Source organism: Aquabacter sp. L1I39, assembly GCF_017742835.1.
In the GTDB taxonomy this organism is placed as follows: Bacteria; Pseudomonadota; Alphaproteobacteria; order Rhizobiales; family Xanthobacteraceae; genus L1I39.
This window is the reverse complement of the sequence record NZ_CP072392.1, coordinates 576,996-595,351: the sequence shown is the minus strand read 5'-3', so window position 1 is coordinate 595,351 and position 18,356 is coordinate 576,996. Positions and strand designations below refer to the sequence as shown.

Here is an 18,356-nt window from a genome sequence, read left to right as displayed (position 1 = left end):
CGCCCTCCAATATTTGAGCTTCCTCACGCTCGGTCTCGCTTGGGAGACATCTTGTCCGATGAGTTCGGAGGATTTCTAAGGAGAAGCTTTGGCGCGCTTCCGGTCTTTGATCTAGATCAAGTCAGGCAGTCGTGCCTGATTTTTCCGCACCTGTCTTGGCGGGAGAGGACCCGGGCGCGAATGCGCGCGGGCCCTCGTTTTCCGGCTTATTCCGCCGCGACGGGCAGGCCGGCCGCTTCAAGGGCCACCGCCGCCGAGGCGATGATGGCGCCGAAGCGCACGGCGGCCTGGATCTGGGTTTCCCCGACCCCGGCGTCGCGCAGCACCTTTTCGTGGGAATCGATGCAGCGGCCGCAGCCATTCATGGCGGACACCGCCAGCGACCACAGCTCGAAGTCCGCCTTGTCGACGCCGGGATTGCCGATCACGCTCATGCGCAGCTTGGCCGGCAAGGTCTCATAGGCCTTGTTCGAGGCCAGATGCGTGAAGCGGTAATAGACATTGTTCATGGCCATGATGGCCGCCGCCGCCTTGGCCGCGTCCAGCGCGGCGGGCGTCAAATGGGGCGCAGCCTCGGCCTCCAGTGCCTGGGCGACCACCGGATTGCGGGTGGTGTAGCCGCAGGCCACCAGCAGCCCATAGAGCTGCTGGGGCGTGAGGCTGTCCTCGCGGGGGAGGGCGGAGAGGTTCAGCTTCACGTCCTTGGCGAAGGACGGGATCTGCTCCTTGAGGGCGTCGATGGACATGCCTCAGGCCACCTTCAACACGTCGCCGCCGACTTCGCGGTTGCAGGGGCACAATTCGTCGGTCTGCAGCGCGTCGAGCACCCGCAGCGTGTCCTTCGGATTGCGGCCCACATTCAGGTTGGTGGCGTAGACGTGCTGGATCACATTGTCCGGGTCGACAATGAAGGTGTAGCGATAGGCCACACCGTCGGGCGAGCGCACGCCCAGGCCATCCACCAGCGAGCCGTTGGTGTCGGCGAACGACCAGATGGGCAGGCGGTTCAGGTCCTTGTGGTCGCGCCGCCAGGCGAGCTTGACGAACTCATTGTCGGTCGAGCCGCCCAGCACCACCGCGTCCCGGTCCTCGAAGTCCCCGGCCAGGCGCGCGAACTCGGCGATCTCGGTGGGGCACACGAAGGTGAAGTCCTTCGGATAGAAGAAAATGATCTTCCATTTGCCGGGAAAGCTCTGCTCCGTGAGGGTCTCGAAGGCCGACTGGCCGTTCTCTTCATGGAGGTTGAAGCGGGGCTTCACGCCGGTGATGGAGAAGGAAGGAAGGACGCTGCCGATGCCGAGCATGACTGTCTCCGGATAGGGGAACCGGGGCGTGACGCCCCGCGTGTCGAGGCAGTGCAGCAAGCGGTGTGCCATCTTGTGCGCTGCGGAATTTCTCATAGTTCCAATGGGCGAAAACCGGAACCGAAAATGCTGCGGGGCAGCATTGTCGGATTTCCGACACGCCGGTGGGGTCAGTCGGCGCGGGCGTGTCGCGAAACTGCCGTCCCCCGCCGCGGCGCGGTGCGTGGCCTGCGGGCCTGCCGCGTTCAATTCCGCTCGCTTTCGCCGCGGCGCAACGCGCGGGCGCGCCCTCGCTCTCGCCTTGGCACGAATGTCGCTAGAGCGGGGGCGAGCCTTCCCGGGTGTGCGGGAAGCCACAATCCCTCGCGGCCGGGAGGCAGCACCATGCGCAGCGAATCAGGCTTCGTCCCCTCGGGACGCGTGCCCCTGGCGGTGGTGCTCGGCACCAATGATGTGGCCTCCGCCGTGGCTCATGCCCTGTTCCAGGCGGGCTATGGCGTGGTCATGTCCCGCGATCCCGGCCAGCCGGTCCTGCGGCGGACACTGGCCTTCGACGATGCCCTTGTCTGCGGGCCGCTGGAGATCGAGGGGGTGCTGGCGCGCCCGGCCCATGGCCTCGTGGACCTGCTGCATGCCTGCATGGAGCGCTCCGCCATCTCGGTGACCGTGATGGAGCTGGGCGAGTTGTTGTGCCTCGGCCTCATCGACGTGCTGGTGGATGCGCGCATGCGCATGCGGGCGCTGAAGGTGGACGTGCGGCCCTTCGCCCGCGCCACCATCGGCCTTGGTCCCGGCTTCATTCCCGGCCGCCATGTGGACGTGGCGGTGGAGACGGCCCCCGACCTGATCGGCGTGGTGACCGATGGCGCCACGCTCGCCGCCCACGGTCGCTCAGCGCCGCTGGCGGGCGCTGGCCGCGAGCGCTTCGCGCGCGCCCCGGCTGCCGGCCTGTGGCTGACCGACCGGGCGATCGGGGAGGGCGTCGTCCAGGGCGCGCCGATTGGCACCTGTGGCGGCGCACTCGTCGCCGCACCGCTCGCCGGCCGCCTGCGGGGACTGGTGCGCAGCGGCGTCGATGTCTCGGAGGGGCTGAAGATCGCCGAGGTGGACCCCTCCCCGGAGGAGGCGCCCAGTTGGATCGGCCTTGCCCCCCGCGCCCGCGCCATCGCGGCGGCGACGCTGGACGCAGTGCGCCTGGTTCAGGCCATGGAGGCCGGCCAAGCGCCAGCGGCGCATTCCCACTGACAATGGCCAGCGGCGCATTCCCACTGACAATGGCCAGCGGCGCATTCCCACTGACAATGGCCAGCGGCGCATTCCCACTGACAATGGCCAGCGGCGCATTCCCACTGACAATGGCCAGCGGCGCATTCCCACTGACAATGGCCGGCGGCGCCCTCCCATTGACCATGGCTGGCGGCTGTCATCTTCCGCCCATGGATGCCATGTTCTCTCCGTCCAAGCGCAAACCGGGAGGATCGGCTGTGGCTGAGAAATGGTGGAGCGAGGCTCTTGTGGATCAGCTCCTGGCCGAGGACGTGCCCTCCGGCGACCTGACCACCGCTATGCTGGGCATTTCCGACGCCCCGGGCGGCATGCGCTTTTACATGCGGGCGGAGGCGGTGGTGTGTGGCATCGAGCTCGCCGCCGATCTCATCACCCGCGCGGGCGCCCAGGTGCGCTGCCACGCCGACAGCGGATGGAGGGTGGAGACTGGCGCCCATCTCCTCTCCGCCCAAGGCCCTGCCGGTGCGCTGCACCGCAGCTGGAAGGTGGCGCAGACGCTGGTGGAATATCTCTCCGGCATCGCCACCGCCACCGCCGCCATCGTGGAGGCGGCCCGCGCCGTGGACCCCCATGCGGCCGTGGTGACCACCCGCAAGACCTTGCCAGGCAGCAAGGCTTTGATGCTGGCCGCCATTCGCGCAGGAGGGGCGCAGCCCCATCGGCTGGGATTGTCGGAAACCCTTCTCGTCTTCCCCGAGCACCGCGCGTTTCTCGACGACCCCGTGACCGCGCTCGCCGCTCTGCGGCGCGCCGCGCCGGAGAAGAAGGTGGTGGTGGAGGTGGCGGACCTGGAGACCGCGGGCCTCGTGCTGGAAGCCGCTCCCGACATTCTCCAATGCGAGAAGATGACGCCGGAAAGTCTGGCCGAGGTGGTGGCCGAGGTGAAGCGGCGGGGGCTCCACACGCTGGTGGCCGCCGCCGGCGGCGTGAACGCCACCAACGCCGCCGCCTATGTGCGGGCGGGCGCCGGCCTGCTCGTCACCTCCGCGCCCTATTGGGCCAAGCCCGCCGATGTGAAGGTGGTGATCGAGGCGCTTTAGGGCGCGATCGACCTTCCTCCCTCTGATAAAGAGCAGCCGTCATGGCCGGGCTTGTCCCGGCCATTTCCGGGGGTTCGGCCTGTAGCACGTTTGCCCTGTTGATCCTGGCGGTTGGGCGTGGATGCCCGGGACGAGCCCGGGCATGACGGTCGCACCGGGCGTCCAGCCGCACGGCATGTCTTGGAAAGTGACCTGCGCCCCTGTCGCAAATCCGCCGTGTCGGATGTCCGTGTTCGGCTTGTCGCGTTTGCGACAGCCACGTTTCAAGCGATACTCTTTACATTGTAATGACTTGAGACTGTGGCACAGCGCTTGCGTGATCCTCCTCAGATCCTTCCGGTTTCGAGGGGACCACCAACATGATCATTCTCACCGACAATGCGGTTAACGCGGTGAAGACCGCCATGGCACAGACCTCGAACGGGGCCGAGGGCCTGCGCATTATGGTGGAGGCGGGCGGCTGCGCCGGCTTCAAATACATGATGGGGCTCGAGAATGCGCCCCGTGACGGCGACGTGGTGATCGAGCAGAGCGGCGTGAAGCTGTTCATCGACGACCGCTCCCAGCCCCTCGTCTCCGGCATGAAGGTGGATTTCGTCACCTCGCTGGAGAATTCCGGCTTCGTGTTCGAAAATCCCAACGCGGCGTCCAAGTGCGCCTGCGGCAAGTCCTTTGGCTGAGGAGGGCGCGCCATGTGGGATTACACGGACAAGGTCAAGGACTACTTCTTCAACCCGAAGAATGCCGGCGCCCTCTCGGACGCCAATGCGGTGGGCGAAGTGGGCGCCATCGCCTGCGGCGACGCGCTGAAACTCATGCTGAAGGTGGACCCGGAGACGGAAGTCATCACCGAGGCCCGCTTCCAGACCTTCGGCTGCGGCTCGGCCATCGCCTCCTCCTCCGCGCTCACGGAGATCGTCATCGGCAAGACGCTGGACGAGGCGCTGGCGCTCACCAACCAGGACATTGCGGATTTCCTCGGCGGCCTGCCGCCGGAAAAGATGCACTGCTCGGTCATGGGCTATGAGGCCCTCCAGGCGGCGGTGGCCAATTTCCGGGGCGAGACCTGGGAAGACGACCACGAGGAAGGCGCGCTGGTCTGCAAGTGCTTCGGCGTGGACGAAGGCGTCATCGAGCGGGCGGTGAAGGTCAACAAGCTGACCACCCCCGAGCAGGTGACCTTCTACACCAAGGCCGGCGGCGGCTGCCTCACCTGCTTCGAGGCCATCGAGGAAGTGCTCGCCCGGGTGAATGCGGACATGGTGGCCGAGGGCCTCATCGCCGCCTCCGCCGCCTATCGCATCGGCTCGGTGGATCCGCGCGCCCTCAAGGGCAAGCCCCGCGTCGGCAACGGCAAGGAGCCGGCCAAGGAGAAGGCCGCGCCCGCAGGCCAGCCCATTCAGGTGCCGCTCTCGGCCACCGCGCCCAAGCAGAGCCCGCTGGCCTCGCTGGTGCCGCCGCCTTCCGCGCCGGCCCCGCTCACCCAGGTGCAGCGCATCAAGCTCATCGACAAGGCCATCGAGGAGTTGCGCCCCTATCTCCAGCAGGATGGCGGCGATTGCGAGCTGGTGGACGTGGAGGGCAACACCGTGAGCGTGAAGCTCTCCGGCGCCTGCATCGGCTGCCAGATGGCCTCCGTGACCATATCCGGCGTGCAGCAGCGCCTGATGGAGAAGCTGGGCATGCCGCTGCGCGTCGTGCCGGTCAAGTGAGCGGGAGGCGATGATGAAGCCGGTCTATTTCGACAACAACGCCACCACCCGCGTGGACCCCCGCGTGGTCGAGGCCATGCTGCCCTTCTTCACCGAGCAGTTCGGCAATCCCTCCTCCATGCATGCCTTCGGCTCGCAGGTGGGCGGGGCGGTGAAGGCGGCGCGCGGCAAGCTCCAGGCCCTGCTCGGCGCCGAATTCGACCATGAGGTGATCTTCACCTCCGGCGGCACCGAGAGCGACAATGCGGCCATCCTCTCCGCCTTGGAGGCGAGCCCCCGCCGCCGCGAGGTCATCACCAGCGCGGTGGAGCATCCCGCCGTCCTCTCCTTGTGCTCCTGGCTGGAGAAGAACAAGGGCGTGAAGGTCCATGTCATCCCGGTGGACGAGAAGGGCCGCCTCGACATGGACGCCTATGCGGAGGCCCTCTCCGACCGGGTCGCCGTGGTCTCCATCATGTGGGCCAATAATGAGACGGGCACCCTCTTCCCCGTCGAGGAACTGGCGCAGATGGCGAAAGCCCATGGCGCGCTGTTCCACACCGACGCGGTGCAGGCGGTGGGCAAGATCCCCATGGACCTGAAGTCCACCGCCATCGACATGCTCTCCTTGTCCGGCCACAAGCTGCATGCCCCCAAGGGCATCGGTGCGCTCTATGTGAAGCGCGGCGTTCGGTTTCGCCCGCAGATCAAGGGCGGCCACCAGGAGCGCAGCCGCCGGGCGGGCACCGAGAACACGCCCTCCATCGTGGGCCTCGGCGTTGCCGCGGCGCTGGCCGCCGAGCACATGGCCGAGGAGAATGGCCGGGTGCGGGCCCTGCGCGACCGGCTGGAAAAGGGCCTGCTCCAGCGCATCCCCAATTGCTTCGTGACGGGGGATGCGGACAACCGCCTGCCCAACACCGCCAACATCGCCTTCGAGTTCATCGAGGGGGAGGGCATCCTCCTGCTCCTGAACCGCGAGGGCATCGCCGCCTCCTCGGGCTCGGCCTGCACCTCGGGCTCGCTGGAGCCTTCCCATGTGCTGCGGGCCATGAAGATCCCCTATACGGCGGCCCATGGCGCCATCCGCTTCTCGCTGTCCCGCGACAACAGTCCGGAGGAAGTGGACCATGTGCTGGAGGTGATGCCTGGCATCATCGACAAGCTGCGCGCCCTTTCCCCGTTCTGGAACGGGGCCGGCGCGCCGGCGCAGGAATTCAAGCCCGTCTATGCCTGACAATGCCCGGAGCCGCGTCGTGCGGCTCCGGTTCCCCTCGGTGCCCATCCGCGCCCGGAGGTGACCCATGCTCGCAAAGCCGCCCTTTCCCCCGCCCGCGCCCCGCACCGTCTTCCTGAACGACACCACGCTCAGGGATGGCGAGCAGGCGCCCGGCGTCGCCTTCACCCGCAAGGAGAAGCTCGACATCGCCGAGGCGCTGGCCGCGGCCGGCGTGCCGGAGATCGAGGCCGGAACCCCGGCCATGGGCGACGAGGAGATCGAGACCATCCGCTCCATCGCCTCACTGAAACTGCCGCTGCGCGTCATGGCATGGTGCCGCATGGGCGAGGAAGACCTGATGGCGGCGGTGGCGGCGGGCGTCACCTGCGTGAACCTGTCCATTCCCACCTCCGACCGGCAATTGGCCGGCAAGCTCGGCCGCGACCGCGCCTGGGCGCTGGACAAGGTGGGCGAGACGGTGACACTCGCCCGCCGGCTCGGCTTTGCGGTGGCGGTGGGCTGCGAGGATGCCTCCCGCGCCGATCCGGCCTTCCTCGCCGCCGTGGCGGGCGTAGCTTCCCAGGCGGGCGCCTTCCGCCTGCGGCTCGCCGACACGCTGGGCGTGCTCGATCCCTTCTCCACCTGCGCGCTGGTGGGGCGCATCGCCCAGGCGTGCGACCTCGACATCGAATTCCACGGCCATGACGATCTCGGCCTTGCCACCGCCAATGCGCTGGCGGCGGTGATGGGCGGGGCAAGCCATGTGAGCGTCACCGTGCTGGGCCTTGGCGAGCGGGCCGGCAATGCGGCACTGGAAGAGGTGGCCATCGCACTGCGCCAGACCGGCCGCAGCGAGACCGGCATCGATCCCCTCGCGCTCAAGGGCCTCGCCACCCTCGTCTCGCAGGCCGCCGGCCGTCCCGTGCCCCGCGCCAAGGCGGTCGTGGGGGAGGATGTGTTCACCCATGAATCCGGCATCCATGTCTCCGGCCTCCTGAAAGACCGGCGCACCTATGAGGCGCTCGACCCGCAGATGCTGGGGCGCGACCACACGGTGGTGCTGGGCAAGCATTCCGGCCTCGCCGCCATCGAGCGGGCTTTGGCGCTAGAAGGGCTGAAGGTGGACCCCGAGCGGGGCAAGGCCATTTTGAAGCGGGTGCGCGACTTCGCCACCCGCACCAAGCAGGTGGTGCCGCAGGAAGTGCTGCGGCGCTTCTACGAGGACAGCTTCACGAAGGAGGCGCTCCGCCGCCGCCGCATCGCCGTCGAGGAGGCCTGACCATGATCATGGGAGGCACCCGCCGCCGTCATCCCGCCATCCCCCTGGCCGCGCCCATGTCCCCCAGCTCGTCGTCTGTGCCCGGCCTTCTTGCCTTGGTCCGCGAGGACGTGGCCTGCGTGAAGGGGCGCGATCCCGCCGCCCGCAACACGCTGGAGATCGTGCTCACCTATCCCGGCGTGCACGCGGTCATCTGGCACCGGGTCGCCCATCGCCTGTGGCGGCGAAAGCTCAAGTTTCCCGCCCGCTTCCTGTCCTGGCTGGCGCGCTTTCTGACCAATGCGGACATCCATCCCGGCGCCACCATCGGCCGGCGCTTCTTCATCGATCACGGCGCCTGCGTGGTGATCGGCGAGACGGCGGAAGTGGGGGACGACGTGACGCTCTATCACGGGGTGACGCTGGGCGGCACCTCCTGGAGTCCCGGCAAGCGCCATCCGACCCTGAAGGACGGCGTGCTGGTGGGCGCGGGCGCCAAGATCCTCGGCCCCATCACCGTGGGAGCCGGGGCGCGGGTGGGCGCCAATTCGGTGGTGATCGAGGATGTGGCCCCCGGCATGACGGTGGTGGGCATTCCCGGCCGCCCGGTGAAGCCGACGGCCGAGCGCCGGCGGCTCGGTGATGGCCGCATCGATCTTGAACACCATCTCATGCCCGACCCGGTGGGTGAGGCCATCGCCTCCCTGCTGGACCGCATCGAATTCCTGGAGGCGCGGCTCGCACACCTCCAGCGCCGGGGCCGGCCCGAGGCCGATCCCTGCGACGGCGATCCCGCCGCCTGAACCCTGCCATTCCCGTCGCAAGGGCGACAAGAGGAGGTCCCAATGTCCGCTTCCGACACGTCCGCTCCCGTTTCGTCGGTTCTCATCCAATTGCGCCATTTGTCGTCGGCGGAGGATTTCTTCTCCGTCCTCGACGTGCCCTACGACAAGCGTGTCGTGAACGTGGCACGCCTGCACATCTTGAAGCGAATGGGCCAGCATCTGGCCTCCACTGACTTTGCCGGCATGAGCGACGAGGCCATCCGCGCCGCCTGCGCCGACACGCTGGAGCGCGCCTATCGGGACTTCCTCACCTCCTCGCCGCTGGAGCAGCGCGTGTTCAAGGTGCTGAAGGACCGCGACCCCACCCGCCCCGCGCCCAAGGGCGCGTTCGTTCCGCTCACCGCCTTGTTCCAGGGCGTGGAGCGCTCCTGACGCCGCCTGTCGCAAAGCCGACAGGTTGCGCCTGCCCTCCTCTCGTACATTTCTTCAAGGCATTGAAAATACCTAATTATTTTCTTCCAGAGGATTTGGCACGGGTGATGCGAGAGGAGGGCAGAGGCTTTTAAAGCGAGGTTGCCGCCATGCACATCGTGGTCTGCATCAAGCAGGTTCCGGACTCCGGCCAGATCCGGGTCCATCCCGTCACCAACACGATCATGCGGCAGGGGGTGCCGACCATCATCAACCCCTACGATCTGTTCGCGCTGGAGGAAGCCCTCCGCCTGCGCGACAAGTTCGGGGGCGAGGTGACGGTGCTCACCATGGGCCCGCCCATGGCCTCCGACTCCTTGCGCAAGGCGCTGACCTTCGGCGCCGACCGGGCGGTGCTGCTCACCGACCGCTTCTTCGCCGGCTCGGACACGCTGGCCACCTCCTTCGCGCTGGCGAGCGCCATCGCCAAGATCGGCGAGACCTTCGGCCCGCCGGACGTGGTCTTCACCGGCAAGCAGACCATTGACGGCGACACCGCCCAAGTCGGCCCCGGCATCGCCAAGCGGCTGAACCTGTTGCAGCTGACCTATGTGGCCAAGATCGCGGAGCTGGACCTCGACGGCCGCTCCATCACCATCGAGCGGCGGGCCGAGGGCGGGGTGCAGGTGCTGAAAACCCGCCTGCCGTGCCTCATCACCATGCTGGAGGCCACAAACGAGATGCGCCGCGGCTCCATGGACGACGCCTTGCGCGCCGCCCGCGCCGAGATCGTCACCTGGAGCGCGGCGGAGGCCGGCATCGAGGACATGACCAAATGCGGCCTGCGCGGCTCGCCCACGGTGGTGAAGCGCGTCTTCGCTCCCGGCGCCCGCGCCGAGAAGGCGGCCCTGGTGGACCTTTCCGGCAAGGATGCCGGCGCCGCCGCAGATGCCCTCATCGACGCCGTTTTCGCCCGCACCCCCACCCTTGAGGCGGACATGGCCCGCCTCTCCGCCGGCTTCTGAGCAGGAGACGCCCCATGACCACGCCAGCCAAACCTGCCGCCAAACCCGCCGCCGGCGGACGCGCCGGGATGAAGAAGGAACTGCCCGAGCACTTCAAGGCCTACAAGCATGTGTGGGTGTTCGTGGAGCTGGAACGGGGCCAGGTGCATCCCGTCTCCTGGGAATTGATGGGTGAGGGCCGCAAGCTCGCCGACAAGTTGGGCTGCGAACTGGCCGGCGTGGTGGTGGGCGCCCCCGATGGCGGCACCAAGGAAGCCGCCGCCGAAGCCTTCTGCTATGGCGCGGACCTCGTCTATCTCTGCGAGGATCCCATCCTCGCCCATTATCGCAACGAGCCCTACACCAAGGCGCTCACCGACATCGTCAACACCCACAAGCCGGAAATCCTGCTGCTGGGCGCCACCACGCTGGGCCGCGACCTCGCCGGCTCGGTGGCCACCACGCTGCTCACCGGCCTCACCGCCGATTGCACGGAATTGGACGTGGACGCCGACAAGTCGCTGGGCGCCACCCGCCCCACCTTCGGCGGCTCGCTTTTGTGCACCATCTACACGCTGAACTTCCGGCCGCAGATGGCCACCATCCGCCCCCGCGTCATGTCCATGCCCGAGCGGGTGGAAGCCCCCGTGGGCCGCATCGTCGAGCACAAGCTCGACATGGCGGAAGAGGACATCGTCACCAAGATCCTGTCCTTCGTGCCGGACCGCGACGCCAACAAGGCGAATCTCGCCTATGCCGACGTGGTGGTGGCCGGCGGGCTCGGGCTGCAATCGGCGGAGAATTTCCAGCTGGTGCGGAACCTGGCCGCCGTACTGGGCGCCGAGTTCGGCGGCTCGCGGCCCCTCGTCCAGAAGGGCTGGATCACGTCTGACCGCCAGATCGGCCAGACCGGCAAGACCATCCGGCCCAAGCTCTACATCGCCGCCGGCATTTCCGGCGCCATCCAGCATCGCGTGGGCGTGGAGGGGGCGGACATGATCGTCGCCATCAACACCGATCCCAACGCGCCCATCTTCGACTTTGCCCATGTGGGCATCGTCACCGATGCCATCCGCCTGCTGCCGGCCCTCACCGAGGCGTTCCGCCGGCGGCTCTCCCCCCATTCCCGTGACCGGCTGGCCGGCTGAGGAGGCCCATCATGATCGATGAGAAGTTCGACGCCATCGTCGTCGGGGCCGGCATGTCCGGCAATGCCTGCGCGCTCACTCTGGCCCAGCGCGGCCTGAAGGTGCTGCAACTGGAGCGGGGCGAATATTCCGGCTCCAAGAATGTGCAGGGCGCCATCCTCTATGCGGACATGCTGGAAAAGCTGGTCCCCGACTTCCGCGAGGACGCCCCCCTGGAGCGCCACATCGTGGAGCAGCGCTTCTGGATGATGGACGACACCTCGCACGTGGGCATGCACTACCGCTCCGACGACTTCAACGAGGACAAGCCCAACCGCTACACCATCATCCGCGCCCAGTTCGACAAGTGGTTCTCCTCCAAGGTGAAGGAGGCCGGCGTCACGGTGCTGTGCGAGACCACCGCCACGGAACTGATCCACGACGCCTATGGCAAGGTCATCGGCGTGCGCACCGACCGGGCCGGCGGCATCGTCCATGGCGACGTGGTGGTGCTGGCGGAAGGGGTGAACGGCCTGCTGGGCTCCCGCGCCGGCCTGCGCCCGGTGCCGAAGCCCGAGCATGTGGCCCTCGCCGTGAAGGAAATGCACTTCATGTCGGCGGAGGCCATCGGCGCCCGCTTCAACCTGAAGGAGAATGAGGGCGTGGTCATCGAGGCCGCCGGCACCATCTCCAAGGGCATGACCGGCATGGCCTTCCTCTACACCAACAAGGAATGCCTCTCGGTGGGCCTCGGCTGCCTCGTCTCCGATTTCCGGGACGGGCAGGAGACCCCCTATGGGCTGCTCGAAGCCTTCAAGGCCCATCCCTCCATCGCCCCGCTGCTGGCGGACGCGGAAGTGAAGGAATATGCCGCCCATCTCATTCCGGAGGGCGGCTACAAGGCGATCCCGCAGCTTTATGGCGATGGCTGGCTGGTGGTGGGCGATGCCGCCCAGTTCAACAATGCCATCCACCGCGAGGGCTCCAACCTCGCCATGACCACGGGCCGGCTGGCGGCCGAGGCCATCTTCCACTTGAAGAGCCGCAAGGAGCCCCTCAACAAGGCCAACCTCGCCCTCTACAAGAAGATGGTCGAGGAATCCTTCGTCATGAAGGACCTGAAGAAATACAAGGACATGCCGGCGCTGCTGCACACCCAGTCGCGCAACTTCTTCCTCACCTATCCCGAGTTGATGTCGAAGGCCGCGCAGAATTTCCTGCGGGTCGACGGCACGCCCAAGGTGGAGAAGGAGAAGGCGACGGTCCGTTCCTTCGTCAAGCGCCGGTCCTGGCCGGGCCTCATCGGCGATGCCTTCCGGCTCGCCCGCGCCTGGCGCTGATCCATCTCCTTCCATCACGTCCCGCCACAGGAGGTCGCCATGACCGCACGGGTTGAGGAAAAGCTGTTCCAGAACCGGTATCTCGTGGATGTGGGCCGCCCCCACATCAAGATCCTGCCCCATGAGACGCCCTCGGCGAACCTGCTCGCCATGACGCGCCTGTGCCCGGCGGGCTGCTATGCCACCACTGATTCCGGCCAGGTGGAAGTGGTGCCCGACGGCTGCTTTGAATGCGGCACCTGCCGGGTGCTGTGCGAGCCCTCCGGCGAAATCGAGTGGAACTATCCGCGCGGCGGGTTCGGGGTGCTGTTCAAGTTCGGCTAGACGCGTGCATTGTCTCGGACCGCACGGTAAGCGCACAAGGCCTCTCGGCATAAAGCCGGAGAACCACATGCCGCTCAGATGAGCCCAGTCTGGGCGCATGGCAATGCAGGCCACGGCATCTCGCACATTCAAATGGATGCCGTGCCCGACCCTTTGCGCCAGCCGAGGGCGGTGCTGATGGCGGCAGCGGTGTCCCGCACTTCCTGCGAGAGTTCCTTCATGCGCGTGGCCTGCATATAGGGCGTGAAGCTTGAGACGCTGACTGCCGCGATAATGGCGCCGCTGGCGTCCCGAATGGGTGCCGCCACGCAGCGCAATTCCGGCTCGGTCTCGCCGAGATCGAAGGCGACGCCGGTGCGGGCATAGGTGCGCATCTGGGCGAGCCACTCCTCCTGGGCCGCTTCGGACAGGGGCTCATCCTTCGGCCGGCCCTTGCCGATGAACGTGCGCCATTGCGCCTCTGTCATGTCGAGCACCAGAGCCTTGCCGAGGCCCGTCGCCCAGACGTGACGACGGTCACCGATGTTGGAGCGCACCTCGAAGCGGCGCTGGCCGGGGACCTTGTCGATATAGAACACCGCGCCTTCATCAAGGACGCCCAACTGCACCGTGTCGAGGGTACTCTCGGCCAGTTGAGCCAGATGGGCATGGGCCGCTTGGTGGAGAGGCATCTTGCTGCGCGCCTGAAAGCCCAGTTCCACGAGCTTTGGACCAAGGCTATAGCCGCCGCCCGACGTGAAATTGAGATAGCGCCGGGCCACCAAGGCAGATGCCAGCCGATGCGTGGTGGTCCGGGTGGAAGCCAGGCGTGCCGCCAAGGCGGCAAGATCGGTGGCACCTTCGGCAATGGCCTCCAGCACGTCGAGGCCGCGCATCAGCGTCTGCGCTCCTTCCCCCGCATCGCCTGTCCTTGGCCTTCCCCTGCGTCCGGTCTTGGTCGCTTCGCCGGACTGTGCAGGCCCATCCGTTGGCATCGCCATCCTCCCTTTCGTCACCCGTGGCACAGCTTGACATTGGCCGCGGATCTGAGTTTTTATATACCACAATATAAAATAATATCCCATATTTTGGGATAGTCAATGGAAATGAACGGGGAGAGGACGGGCGCGGGGGCGCTTTACGCCAGACGCGCTCCATCTGACCTGCCTTCGTGACTCATCCAGCGCCGCTTCATCTCGGCGAACGACGCGCTGCGCCCAATCCGTGCAGCACGTCGCTGGCGTTTGACCAATTGAGGGAATTCGCAAGTGAAACTCCTGCGCTATGGCCCCGAGGGCCAGGAAAAGCCCGGTCTCCTCGACGCGGAGGGGAGGGTCCGCGACCTCTCCGGCGTGGTAACCGACATCACCGGCTCCCACTTGTCACAGGAGGGCCTTGCCAAGCTCGCCGCACTGGACGTGACCCTCTTGCCGGTGGTGGAGGGCCGCCCGCGTTATGGCGCGCCAGTGGCCGGCGTCTCCAAATTCATCGCCATTGGCCTGAACTTTTCCGACCACGCCGCGGAATCCAACCTCCCCATTCCCAGCGAGCCGGTGGTGTTCGCTAAGGCCACCTCCTGCATCCAGGGGCCGAACGACGACGTGATCATTCCGCGCGGCTCCACCAAGACCGATTGGGAGGTCGAACTTGGCATCGTGATTGGCAGCCGAGCCTCCTATGTGGAGGAGGACGAGGCCCTGGCCCATGTTGCCGGCTATGTCCTCGTCAACGACGTCTCGGAGCGTGAATACCAGGTCGAGCGTGGCGGCACCTGGGACAAGGGGAAGGGATGCGACACCTTCGGTCCCATCGGTCCCTGGCTGGTGACGGCGGACGAGGTCGGCGATGTGCAGAGCCTCGGCATGTGGCTTGATGTCAACGGCAAGCGCATGCAGACCGGCAACACCGCCACCATGATCTTCGATGTGAAGACCATCGTCAGCTATGTGTCCCGGTTCATGACGCTCCTGCCCGGGGACATCATCACCACCGGCACCCCTCCTGGCGTGGGTCTCGGGATGAAGCCTGAGCCGGTCTACCTGAAAGCAGGCGACGTCATGACCCTCGGTATCGACAAACTCGGTCAGCAGCAGCAGACCTGCGTCGCGTGGGAGAAGAAGTGATGGCCAAGGCCATGCGCTTTTCCGGTCGCGTCGCAGTGATTACCGGCGGGGCGGCCGGCATCGGCCTTGCCGTTGCCTCCCGCGTCGTTGCCGAGGGCGGCAAGGTCGCCATCTGGGATCGCGATCCCGCCGCAGTGGCGAAGGCCCGGCACGATCTCGGACCCGACACGCTCGGCGTGGTACTTGACGTGACAGATTGCGCAGCGGTCGAGGCCGCCGCGCAAGAGACCGCCCAGGCCTTCGGTGGCATCGACATCCTGGTAGCCAGTGCCGGCATCACCGGTCCCAACACCACCACCTGGACCTATCCGGCGGAGGAGTGGCGCAAGGTCATCGACGTCAATCTCAATGGCCTCTTCTACTGCAACAAGGCTGTCGTGCCTTACCTGCTGGAGAACGGCTACGGGCGGATCGTGAACATCGCCTCTATCGCTGGCAAGGAGGGCAATCCGAATGCCCCGGCCTATAGCGCGTCCAAGGCCGGCGTGATCGGCTTGACCAAGTCGCTCGGCAAGGAACTGGCCAAGAACAACATCACCGTGAATTGCGTGACACCGGCCGCGGTGCACACCGCGATCTTCGACCAGATGAGCCAGGCCCATATCGACTTCATGCTGTCCAAGATCCCAATGGGACGCTTTGGCCAGATCGAAGAAGTGGCGGCGTTAGTCTGCTGGTTGGCGACGGATGAATGCTCCTTCACCACAGCCGGCGTGTTCGACGTTTCCGGTGGCCGCGCCACTTATTGACCCGTGCCGGTCGACGCAAGGCGCCGGCCGTGCCACGCCACGGCACACATTTAATTACACTTAAGGGGGAAAACGCATGTCATCCGTGACTCTAAATACACCCATCGCCGACGACGACGCCATCCGCAAACGGGTGCTGGGCAAATTGCGCTGGCGCATCGTCTTCTACTGCTTTATTCTTTTCATCATCAACTATCTTGATCGAGTGAATGTCGGCTTTGCCGCCATTCACATGAACAAGGATCTGGGCCTGTCAGCAACGGCCTATGGATTTGGCGCTGGCATCTTCTTTCTCGGCTACATCGCCTTCGAAGTCCCAAGTAACATGATCATGCATAAAGTTGGTCCAAAGCTCTGGATCGCCCGTATCATGGTGACCTGGGGCCTCATATCCTGCGGCATGGCCTTCATCCAGGGTGAGACGAGCTTCTATGTAATGCGCTTCCTGCTGGGGCTCGCCGAAGCCGGCTTCGTGCCGGGCATCCTGCTCTATCTTACATACTGGTTCCCCGCTCGCGACCGCGCCAAGGCCACCGCAGGCTTCATGACCGCGACCGTGCTGTCTACGGTGATCGGGGCGCCCATTTCGGGTTTTATCCTCGCCAGCAATCCCAACTGGTTCGGTTTGGCCCCCTGGCAGTGGCTCTTCATCCTTGAAGGCATTCCGGCGGTGATCCTGGGTGTGGTGACGTTCTTCTACCTCGTGGACCGGCCGCAAGAGGACAAACGCTGGCTCGACGCCGCCGAGCGGACTTGGTTGATTGCCGAGCTTGATCGCGAGAACCGCGAGGTGGCGGCGGTGGGCACCCATGATTTTCGTGCCATCTTCCGCGACAAGCGCGTGTGGCTGTTGACGTTGATCTACATGTTCAACGCCATGGCCGTTTACGGCGTTGTGCTTTGGCTGCCGCAGATCGTGCGGTCCATCGGCGGGCTGACCGAAATGCAGACGGGGGTCGTCACGGCCATCCCGTTCATTTTCGCCGCCATCGGTCTTGTCGTAATGTCGCGCAATTCAGACCGCACCGGAGAGCGCAAGTGGCATACGGCGTCTTCGGCGCTTATCGGCGGCGTCTTCCTCGCCGCCAGCGCGGTTGCTCCGAGCCCGATCATGGGCCTGTTCCTGCTTTGTGCAGCAGCGTTCGGCGTGTGGGCGGTCCTCGGGGTATTCTGGTCGCTGCCGACCCAGTTTCTCACCGGTGCAGCTGCCGCCGGAGGCATCGCAGCCATTAACGGCTTCGCGCAAATCGGCGGCTTCGCCGGTCCCTATCTGGTGGGCTGGATCAAGGACACCACCCAGAGCTTCACGCCGGCGTTGCTGACGCTGGCGGCCGGCCCGATCATCGCCGCGGTGCTATGCCTTGCCATTCAGGTCAAGCGGGCACCCCGCACAACTCGCTGAGGCTACCGGCCGACTGCGCCGGCCAATGGAGCGCGCACCGACCGGAAGGCAAGCCTTCTGATTGGTGTGCGTTCTGGCGCCTGAGCTGATCGCTCGATTTGTCCAGGCACGGTCCGCGCGCGCCGGTGCCCCTCGCGTGCGACGCCAAATAGGGTCGGGGAGGGCGGCCTGTCCGGTGCGCCGGACGGGCCGCTTTCAATCCCGCCCTTGCGGGAGGGGCGGGAAGACCCAATCTCTTGCGGGCCGGCGGGGGCGCAAGCTGCCGGCGATGGCGCAGGAGAGTGAACCCATGCCCCCCTTTTCCGTCCTCGACCTCGCCCATGTGCCCCAGGGGGGCACGCCGGCCGACGCCCTGCGCAATTCGCGCGACCTCGCCCGTCATGTGGAGGCGCTCGGCTATAAGCGCTTCTGGCTGGCCGAGCATCACAACATGGTGGGCATCGCCTCGGCGGCCACCTCGGTCGTGATCGGCCACGTGGCGGCCGGCACGAGCACCATCCGCGTGGGCGCGGGTGGCATCATGCTGCCGAACCATTCGCCCCTCGTGATCGCCGAGCAGTTCGGCACGCTCGCCACCCTCTTCCCCGGCCGCATCGATCTCGGCCTTGGCCGCGCGCCGGGCACCGACCAACGCACCTTGCGGGCGCTGCGCCGCGACCCTGCCGCCTCCGACACCTTCCCCCAGGACGTGCTGGAATTGCAGGCCTTGCTGGGCGACGTGCAGGAGGGCCAGAAGATTCGCGCCGTGCCGGGGATGGGCACCCATGTGCCGCTCTGGATCTTGGGCTCCAGCCTGTTCGGCGCGCAGCTCGCCGGCATGCTCGGTTTGCCTTATGCCTTTGCCTCCCATTTCGCCCCCGACGCCCTGATGCAGGCGCTCTCCGTCTATCGCGAGCGGTTCGAGCCCTCCGCCCAGCTGGACCGGCCCTATGCCATGGTGGGCTGCAACGTGATCGCCGCCGATACGGATGCGGAGGCCCGGCGCCTCTTCACCTCCGCCCAGCAGGCCTTCACCAACATGTTCCGGGGCACGCGCGGCCTGCTGCCGCCGCCCATCGACGACATCGACACCTATTGGAACCCCATGGAGAAGGTGCAGGCCTCGTCCATGCTGGCCTGCTCCTTCGTCGGCTCGCGGGAGACGGTGCGCGCGCAATTGGCGGCCTTTCTTGAACGCACGGCGGCGGACGAGCTGATGGTGGCCTCCGCGATGTTCGACCCCTCGGCACGCAAGCGATCCTATGAGATCCTCGCGCAGGTCCATGCGGATCTGGCCGGCGCGCCCGTGCCCGCTTGATGGCATACGCAGGGAG

19 protein-coding genes are annotated in these 18,356 nt (G+C 66.5%); 16 read left to right on the top strand and 3 right to left on the bottom strand.

Features of this window, described 5'->3' with window-relative positions:
- Positions 1-206 precede the first annotated feature (206 nt).
- Together J5J86_RS02680 and J5J86_RS02675 are read right to left on the bottom strand one after the other, a co-directional pair.
- Entirely contained in the window at positions 207-746 is a 540-nt protein-coding gene (locus J5J86_RS02680) for a carboxymuconolactone decarboxylase family protein (RefSeq protein WP_209103371.1), read from the bottom strand.
- A 3-nt stretch (positions 747-749) separates the two neighbouring features.
- A complete protein-coding gene (locus J5J86_RS02675; protein WP_209105201.1) occupies positions 750-1,304 on the bottom strand; it encodes a peroxiredoxin in 555 nt (184 codons plus the stop codon).
- 384 nt (positions 1,305-1,688) lie between these two features.
- On the opposite strand from J5J86_RS02675, the gene J5J86_RS02670 reads away from it, so the two are divergent.
- From J5J86_RS02670 to J5J86_RS02615, 12 genes are all read left to right on the top strand, one after another.
- Positions 1,689-2,549 carry a hypothetical protein gene (locus tag J5J86_RS02670; protein WP_209103370.1) on the top strand — a complete coding sequence of 287 codons (861 nt, stop codon included), beginning with the start codon at positions 1,689-1,691 and terminating at the stop codon, positions 2,547-2,549.
- Positions 2,550-2,788: 239 nt separating this feature from the next.
- Positions 2,789-3,631 (top strand): ModD protein, encoded by an 843-nt coding sequence (modD, locus tag J5J86_RS02665; RefSeq protein ID WP_209103369.1) that lies wholly within the window; start codon positions 2,789-2,791, stop codon positions 3,629-3,631.
- A 359-nt stretch (positions 3,632-3,990) separates the two neighbouring features.
- Positions 3,991-4,311, top strand: coding sequence for a HesB/IscA family protein (locus tag J5J86_RS02660; protein WP_209103368.1), 321 nt, complete (start codon positions 3,991-3,993; stop codon positions 4,309-4,311).
- A gap of 12 nt (positions 4,312-4,323) precedes the next feature.
- Positions 4,324-5,343, top strand: a complete 1,020-nt coding sequence (gene nifU, locus J5J86_RS02655; protein ID WP_209103367.1) for a Fe-S cluster assembly protein NifU — start codon at positions 4,324-4,326, stop codon at positions 5,341-5,343.
- 13 nt (positions 5,344-5,356) lie between these two features.
- Complete coding sequence (nifS, locus tag J5J86_RS02650; RefSeq protein WP_209103366.1) at positions 5,357-6,559, top strand: cysteine desulfurase NifS; 1,203 nt, start codon at positions 5,357-5,359, stop codon at positions 6,557-6,559.
- 67 nt (positions 6,560-6,626) lie between these two features.
- On the top strand, positions 6,627-7,820 hold the full coding sequence (nifV, locus tag J5J86_RS02645) for a homocitrate synthase (RefSeq protein WP_209103365.1): 1,194 nt from the start codon (positions 6,627-6,629) through the stop codon (positions 7,818-7,820).
- A 56-nt stretch (positions 7,821-7,876) separates the two neighbouring features.
- A complete protein-coding gene (cysE, locus tag J5J86_RS02640) occupies positions 7,877-8,602 on the top strand; it encodes a serine O-acetyltransferase (RefSeq protein WP_247658386.1) in 726 nt (241 codons plus the stop codon).
- Between the two features lie 42 nt (positions 8,603-8,644).
- Positions 8,645-9,016 carry a nitrogenase stabilizing/protective protein NifW gene (gene nifW, locus J5J86_RS02635; protein ID WP_209103363.1) on the top strand — a complete coding sequence of 124 codons (372 nt, stop codon included), beginning with the start codon at positions 8,645-8,647 and terminating at the stop codon, positions 9,014-9,016.
- 149 nt (positions 9,017-9,165) lie between these two features.
- Positions 9,166-10,020 carry an electron transfer flavoprotein subunit beta/FixA family protein gene (locus tag J5J86_RS02630; protein ID WP_209103362.1) on the top strand — a complete coding sequence of 285 codons (855 nt, stop codon included), beginning with the start codon at positions 9,166-9,168 and terminating at the stop codon, positions 10,018-10,020.
- 14 nt (positions 10,021-10,034) lie between these two features.
- A complete protein-coding gene (locus tag J5J86_RS02625) occupies positions 10,035-11,147 on the top strand; it encodes an electron transfer flavoprotein subunit alpha/FixB family protein (RefSeq protein ID WP_209103361.1) in 1,113 nt (370 codons plus the stop codon).
- Between the two features lie 11 nt (positions 11,148-11,158).
- A complete protein-coding gene (locus tag J5J86_RS02620; RefSeq protein WP_209103360.1) occupies positions 11,159-12,466 on the top strand; it encodes an FAD-dependent oxidoreductase in 1,308 nt (435 codons plus the stop codon).
- A 39-nt stretch (positions 12,467-12,505) separates the two neighbouring features.
- Positions 12,506-12,790 carry a ferredoxin family protein gene (locus J5J86_RS02615; protein ID WP_209103359.1) on the top strand — a complete coding sequence of 95 codons (285 nt, stop codon included), beginning with the start codon at positions 12,506-12,508 and terminating at the stop codon, positions 12,788-12,790.
- 128 nt (positions 12,791-12,918) lie between these two features.
- Here J5J86_RS02615 and J5J86_RS02610 read toward each other — a convergent pair whose 3' ends face one another.
- Complete coding sequence (locus tag J5J86_RS02610; protein WP_247657936.1) at positions 12,919-13,665, bottom strand: IclR family transcriptional regulator; 747 nt, start codon at positions 13,663-13,665, stop codon at positions 12,919-12,921.
- Positions 13,666-14,037: 372 nt separating this feature from the next.
- Between J5J86_RS02610 and J5J86_RS02605 the strand changes: the two genes are divergently transcribed.
- From J5J86_RS02605 to J5J86_RS02590, 4 genes are all read left to right on the top strand, one after another.
- Entirely contained in the window at positions 14,038-14,892 is an 855-nt protein-coding gene (locus J5J86_RS02605) for a fumarylacetoacetate hydrolase family protein (RefSeq protein ID WP_209103358.1), read from the top strand.
- On the top strand, positions 14,892-15,641 hold the full coding sequence (locus J5J86_RS02600) for an SDR family oxidoreductase (RefSeq protein WP_209103357.1): 750 nt from the start codon (positions 14,892-14,894) through the stop codon (positions 15,639-15,641). The genes J5J86_RS02605 and J5J86_RS02600 overlap by 1 nt, the downstream gene beginning before the upstream one ends.
- A 76-nt stretch (positions 15,642-15,717) precedes the next feature.
- A complete protein-coding gene (locus tag J5J86_RS02595; RefSeq protein WP_209103356.1) occupies positions 15,718-17,043 on the top strand; it encodes an MFS transporter in 1,326 nt (441 codons plus the stop codon).
- A 289-nt stretch (positions 17,044-17,332) separates the two neighbouring features.
- A complete protein-coding gene (locus J5J86_RS02590) occupies positions 17,333-18,340 on the top strand; it encodes an LLM class flavin-dependent oxidoreductase (RefSeq protein ID WP_209103355.1) in 1,008 nt (335 codons plus the stop codon).
- Positions 18,341-18,356 lie beyond the last annotated feature (16 nt).

What these genes read in the sequence shown, in the direction of transcription:
- J5J86_RS02680 (WP_209103371.1), bottom strand. Translation starts at nt 746, where the DNA reads ATGTCCATCGACGCCCTCAAGGAGCAGATCCCGTCCTTCGCCAAGGAC.
- nifV (WP_209103365.1), top strand. Translation starts at nt 6,627, where the DNA reads ATGCTCGCAAAGCCGCCCTTTCCCCCGCCCGCGCCCCGCACCGTCTTC.
- J5J86_RS02600 (WP_209103357.1), top strand. Translation starts at nt 14,892, where the DNA reads ATGGCCAAGGCCATGCGCTTTTCCGGTCGCGTCGCAGTGATTACCGGC.
- J5J86_RS02615 (WP_209103359.1), top strand. Translation starts at nt 12,506, where the DNA reads ATGACCGCACGGGTTGAGGAAAAGCTGTTCCAGAACCGGTATCTCGTG.
- nifW (WP_209103363.1), top strand. Translation starts at nt 8,645, where the DNA reads ATGTCCGCTTCCGACACGTCCGCTCCCGTTTCGTCGGTTCTCATCCAA.
- cysE (WP_247658386.1), top strand. Translation starts at nt 7,877, where the DNA reads ATGTCCCCCAGCTCGTCGTCTGTGCCCGGCCTTCTTGCCTTGGTCCGC.
- J5J86_RS02670 (WP_209103370.1), top strand. Translation starts at nt 1,689, where the DNA reads ATGCGCAGCGAATCAGGCTTCGTCCCCTCGGGACGCGTGCCCCTGGCG.
- J5J86_RS02590 (WP_209103355.1), top strand. Translation starts at nt 17,333, where the DNA reads ATGCCCCCCTTTTCCGTCCTCGACCTCGCCCATGTGCCCCAGGGGGGC.
- J5J86_RS02675 (WP_209105201.1), bottom strand. Translation starts at nt 1,304, where the DNA reads ATGCTCGGCATCGGCAGCGTCCTTCCTTCCTTCTCCATCACCGGCGTG.
- nifS (WP_209103366.1), top strand. Translation starts at nt 5,357, where the DNA reads ATGAAGCCGGTCTATTTCGACAACAACGCCACCACCCGCGTGGACCCC.
- J5J86_RS02625 (WP_209103361.1), top strand. Translation starts at nt 10,035, where the DNA reads ATGACCACGCCAGCCAAACCTGCCGCCAAACCCGCCGCCGGCGGACGC.
- nifU (WP_209103367.1), top strand. Translation starts at nt 4,324, where the DNA reads ATGTGGGATTACACGGACAAGGTCAAGGACTACTTCTTCAACCCGAAG.
- J5J86_RS02610 (WP_247657936.1), bottom strand. Translation starts at nt 13,665, where the DNA reads ATGCGCGGCCTCGACGTGCTGGAGGCCATTGCCGAAGGTGCCACCGAT.
- J5J86_RS02630 (WP_209103362.1), top strand. Translation starts at nt 9,166, where the DNA reads ATGCACATCGTGGTCTGCATCAAGCAGGTTCCGGACTCCGGCCAGATC.
- J5J86_RS02595 (WP_209103356.1), top strand. Translation starts at nt 15,718, where the DNA reads ATGTCATCCGTGACTCTAAATACACCCATCGCCGACGACGACGCCATC.
- J5J86_RS02620 (WP_209103360.1), top strand. Translation starts at nt 11,159, where the DNA reads ATGATCGATGAGAAGTTCGACGCCATCGTCGTCGGGGCCGGCATGTCC.
- J5J86_RS02660 (WP_209103368.1), top strand. Translation starts at nt 3,991, where the DNA reads ATGATCATTCTCACCGACAATGCGGTTAACGCGGTGAAGACCGCCATG.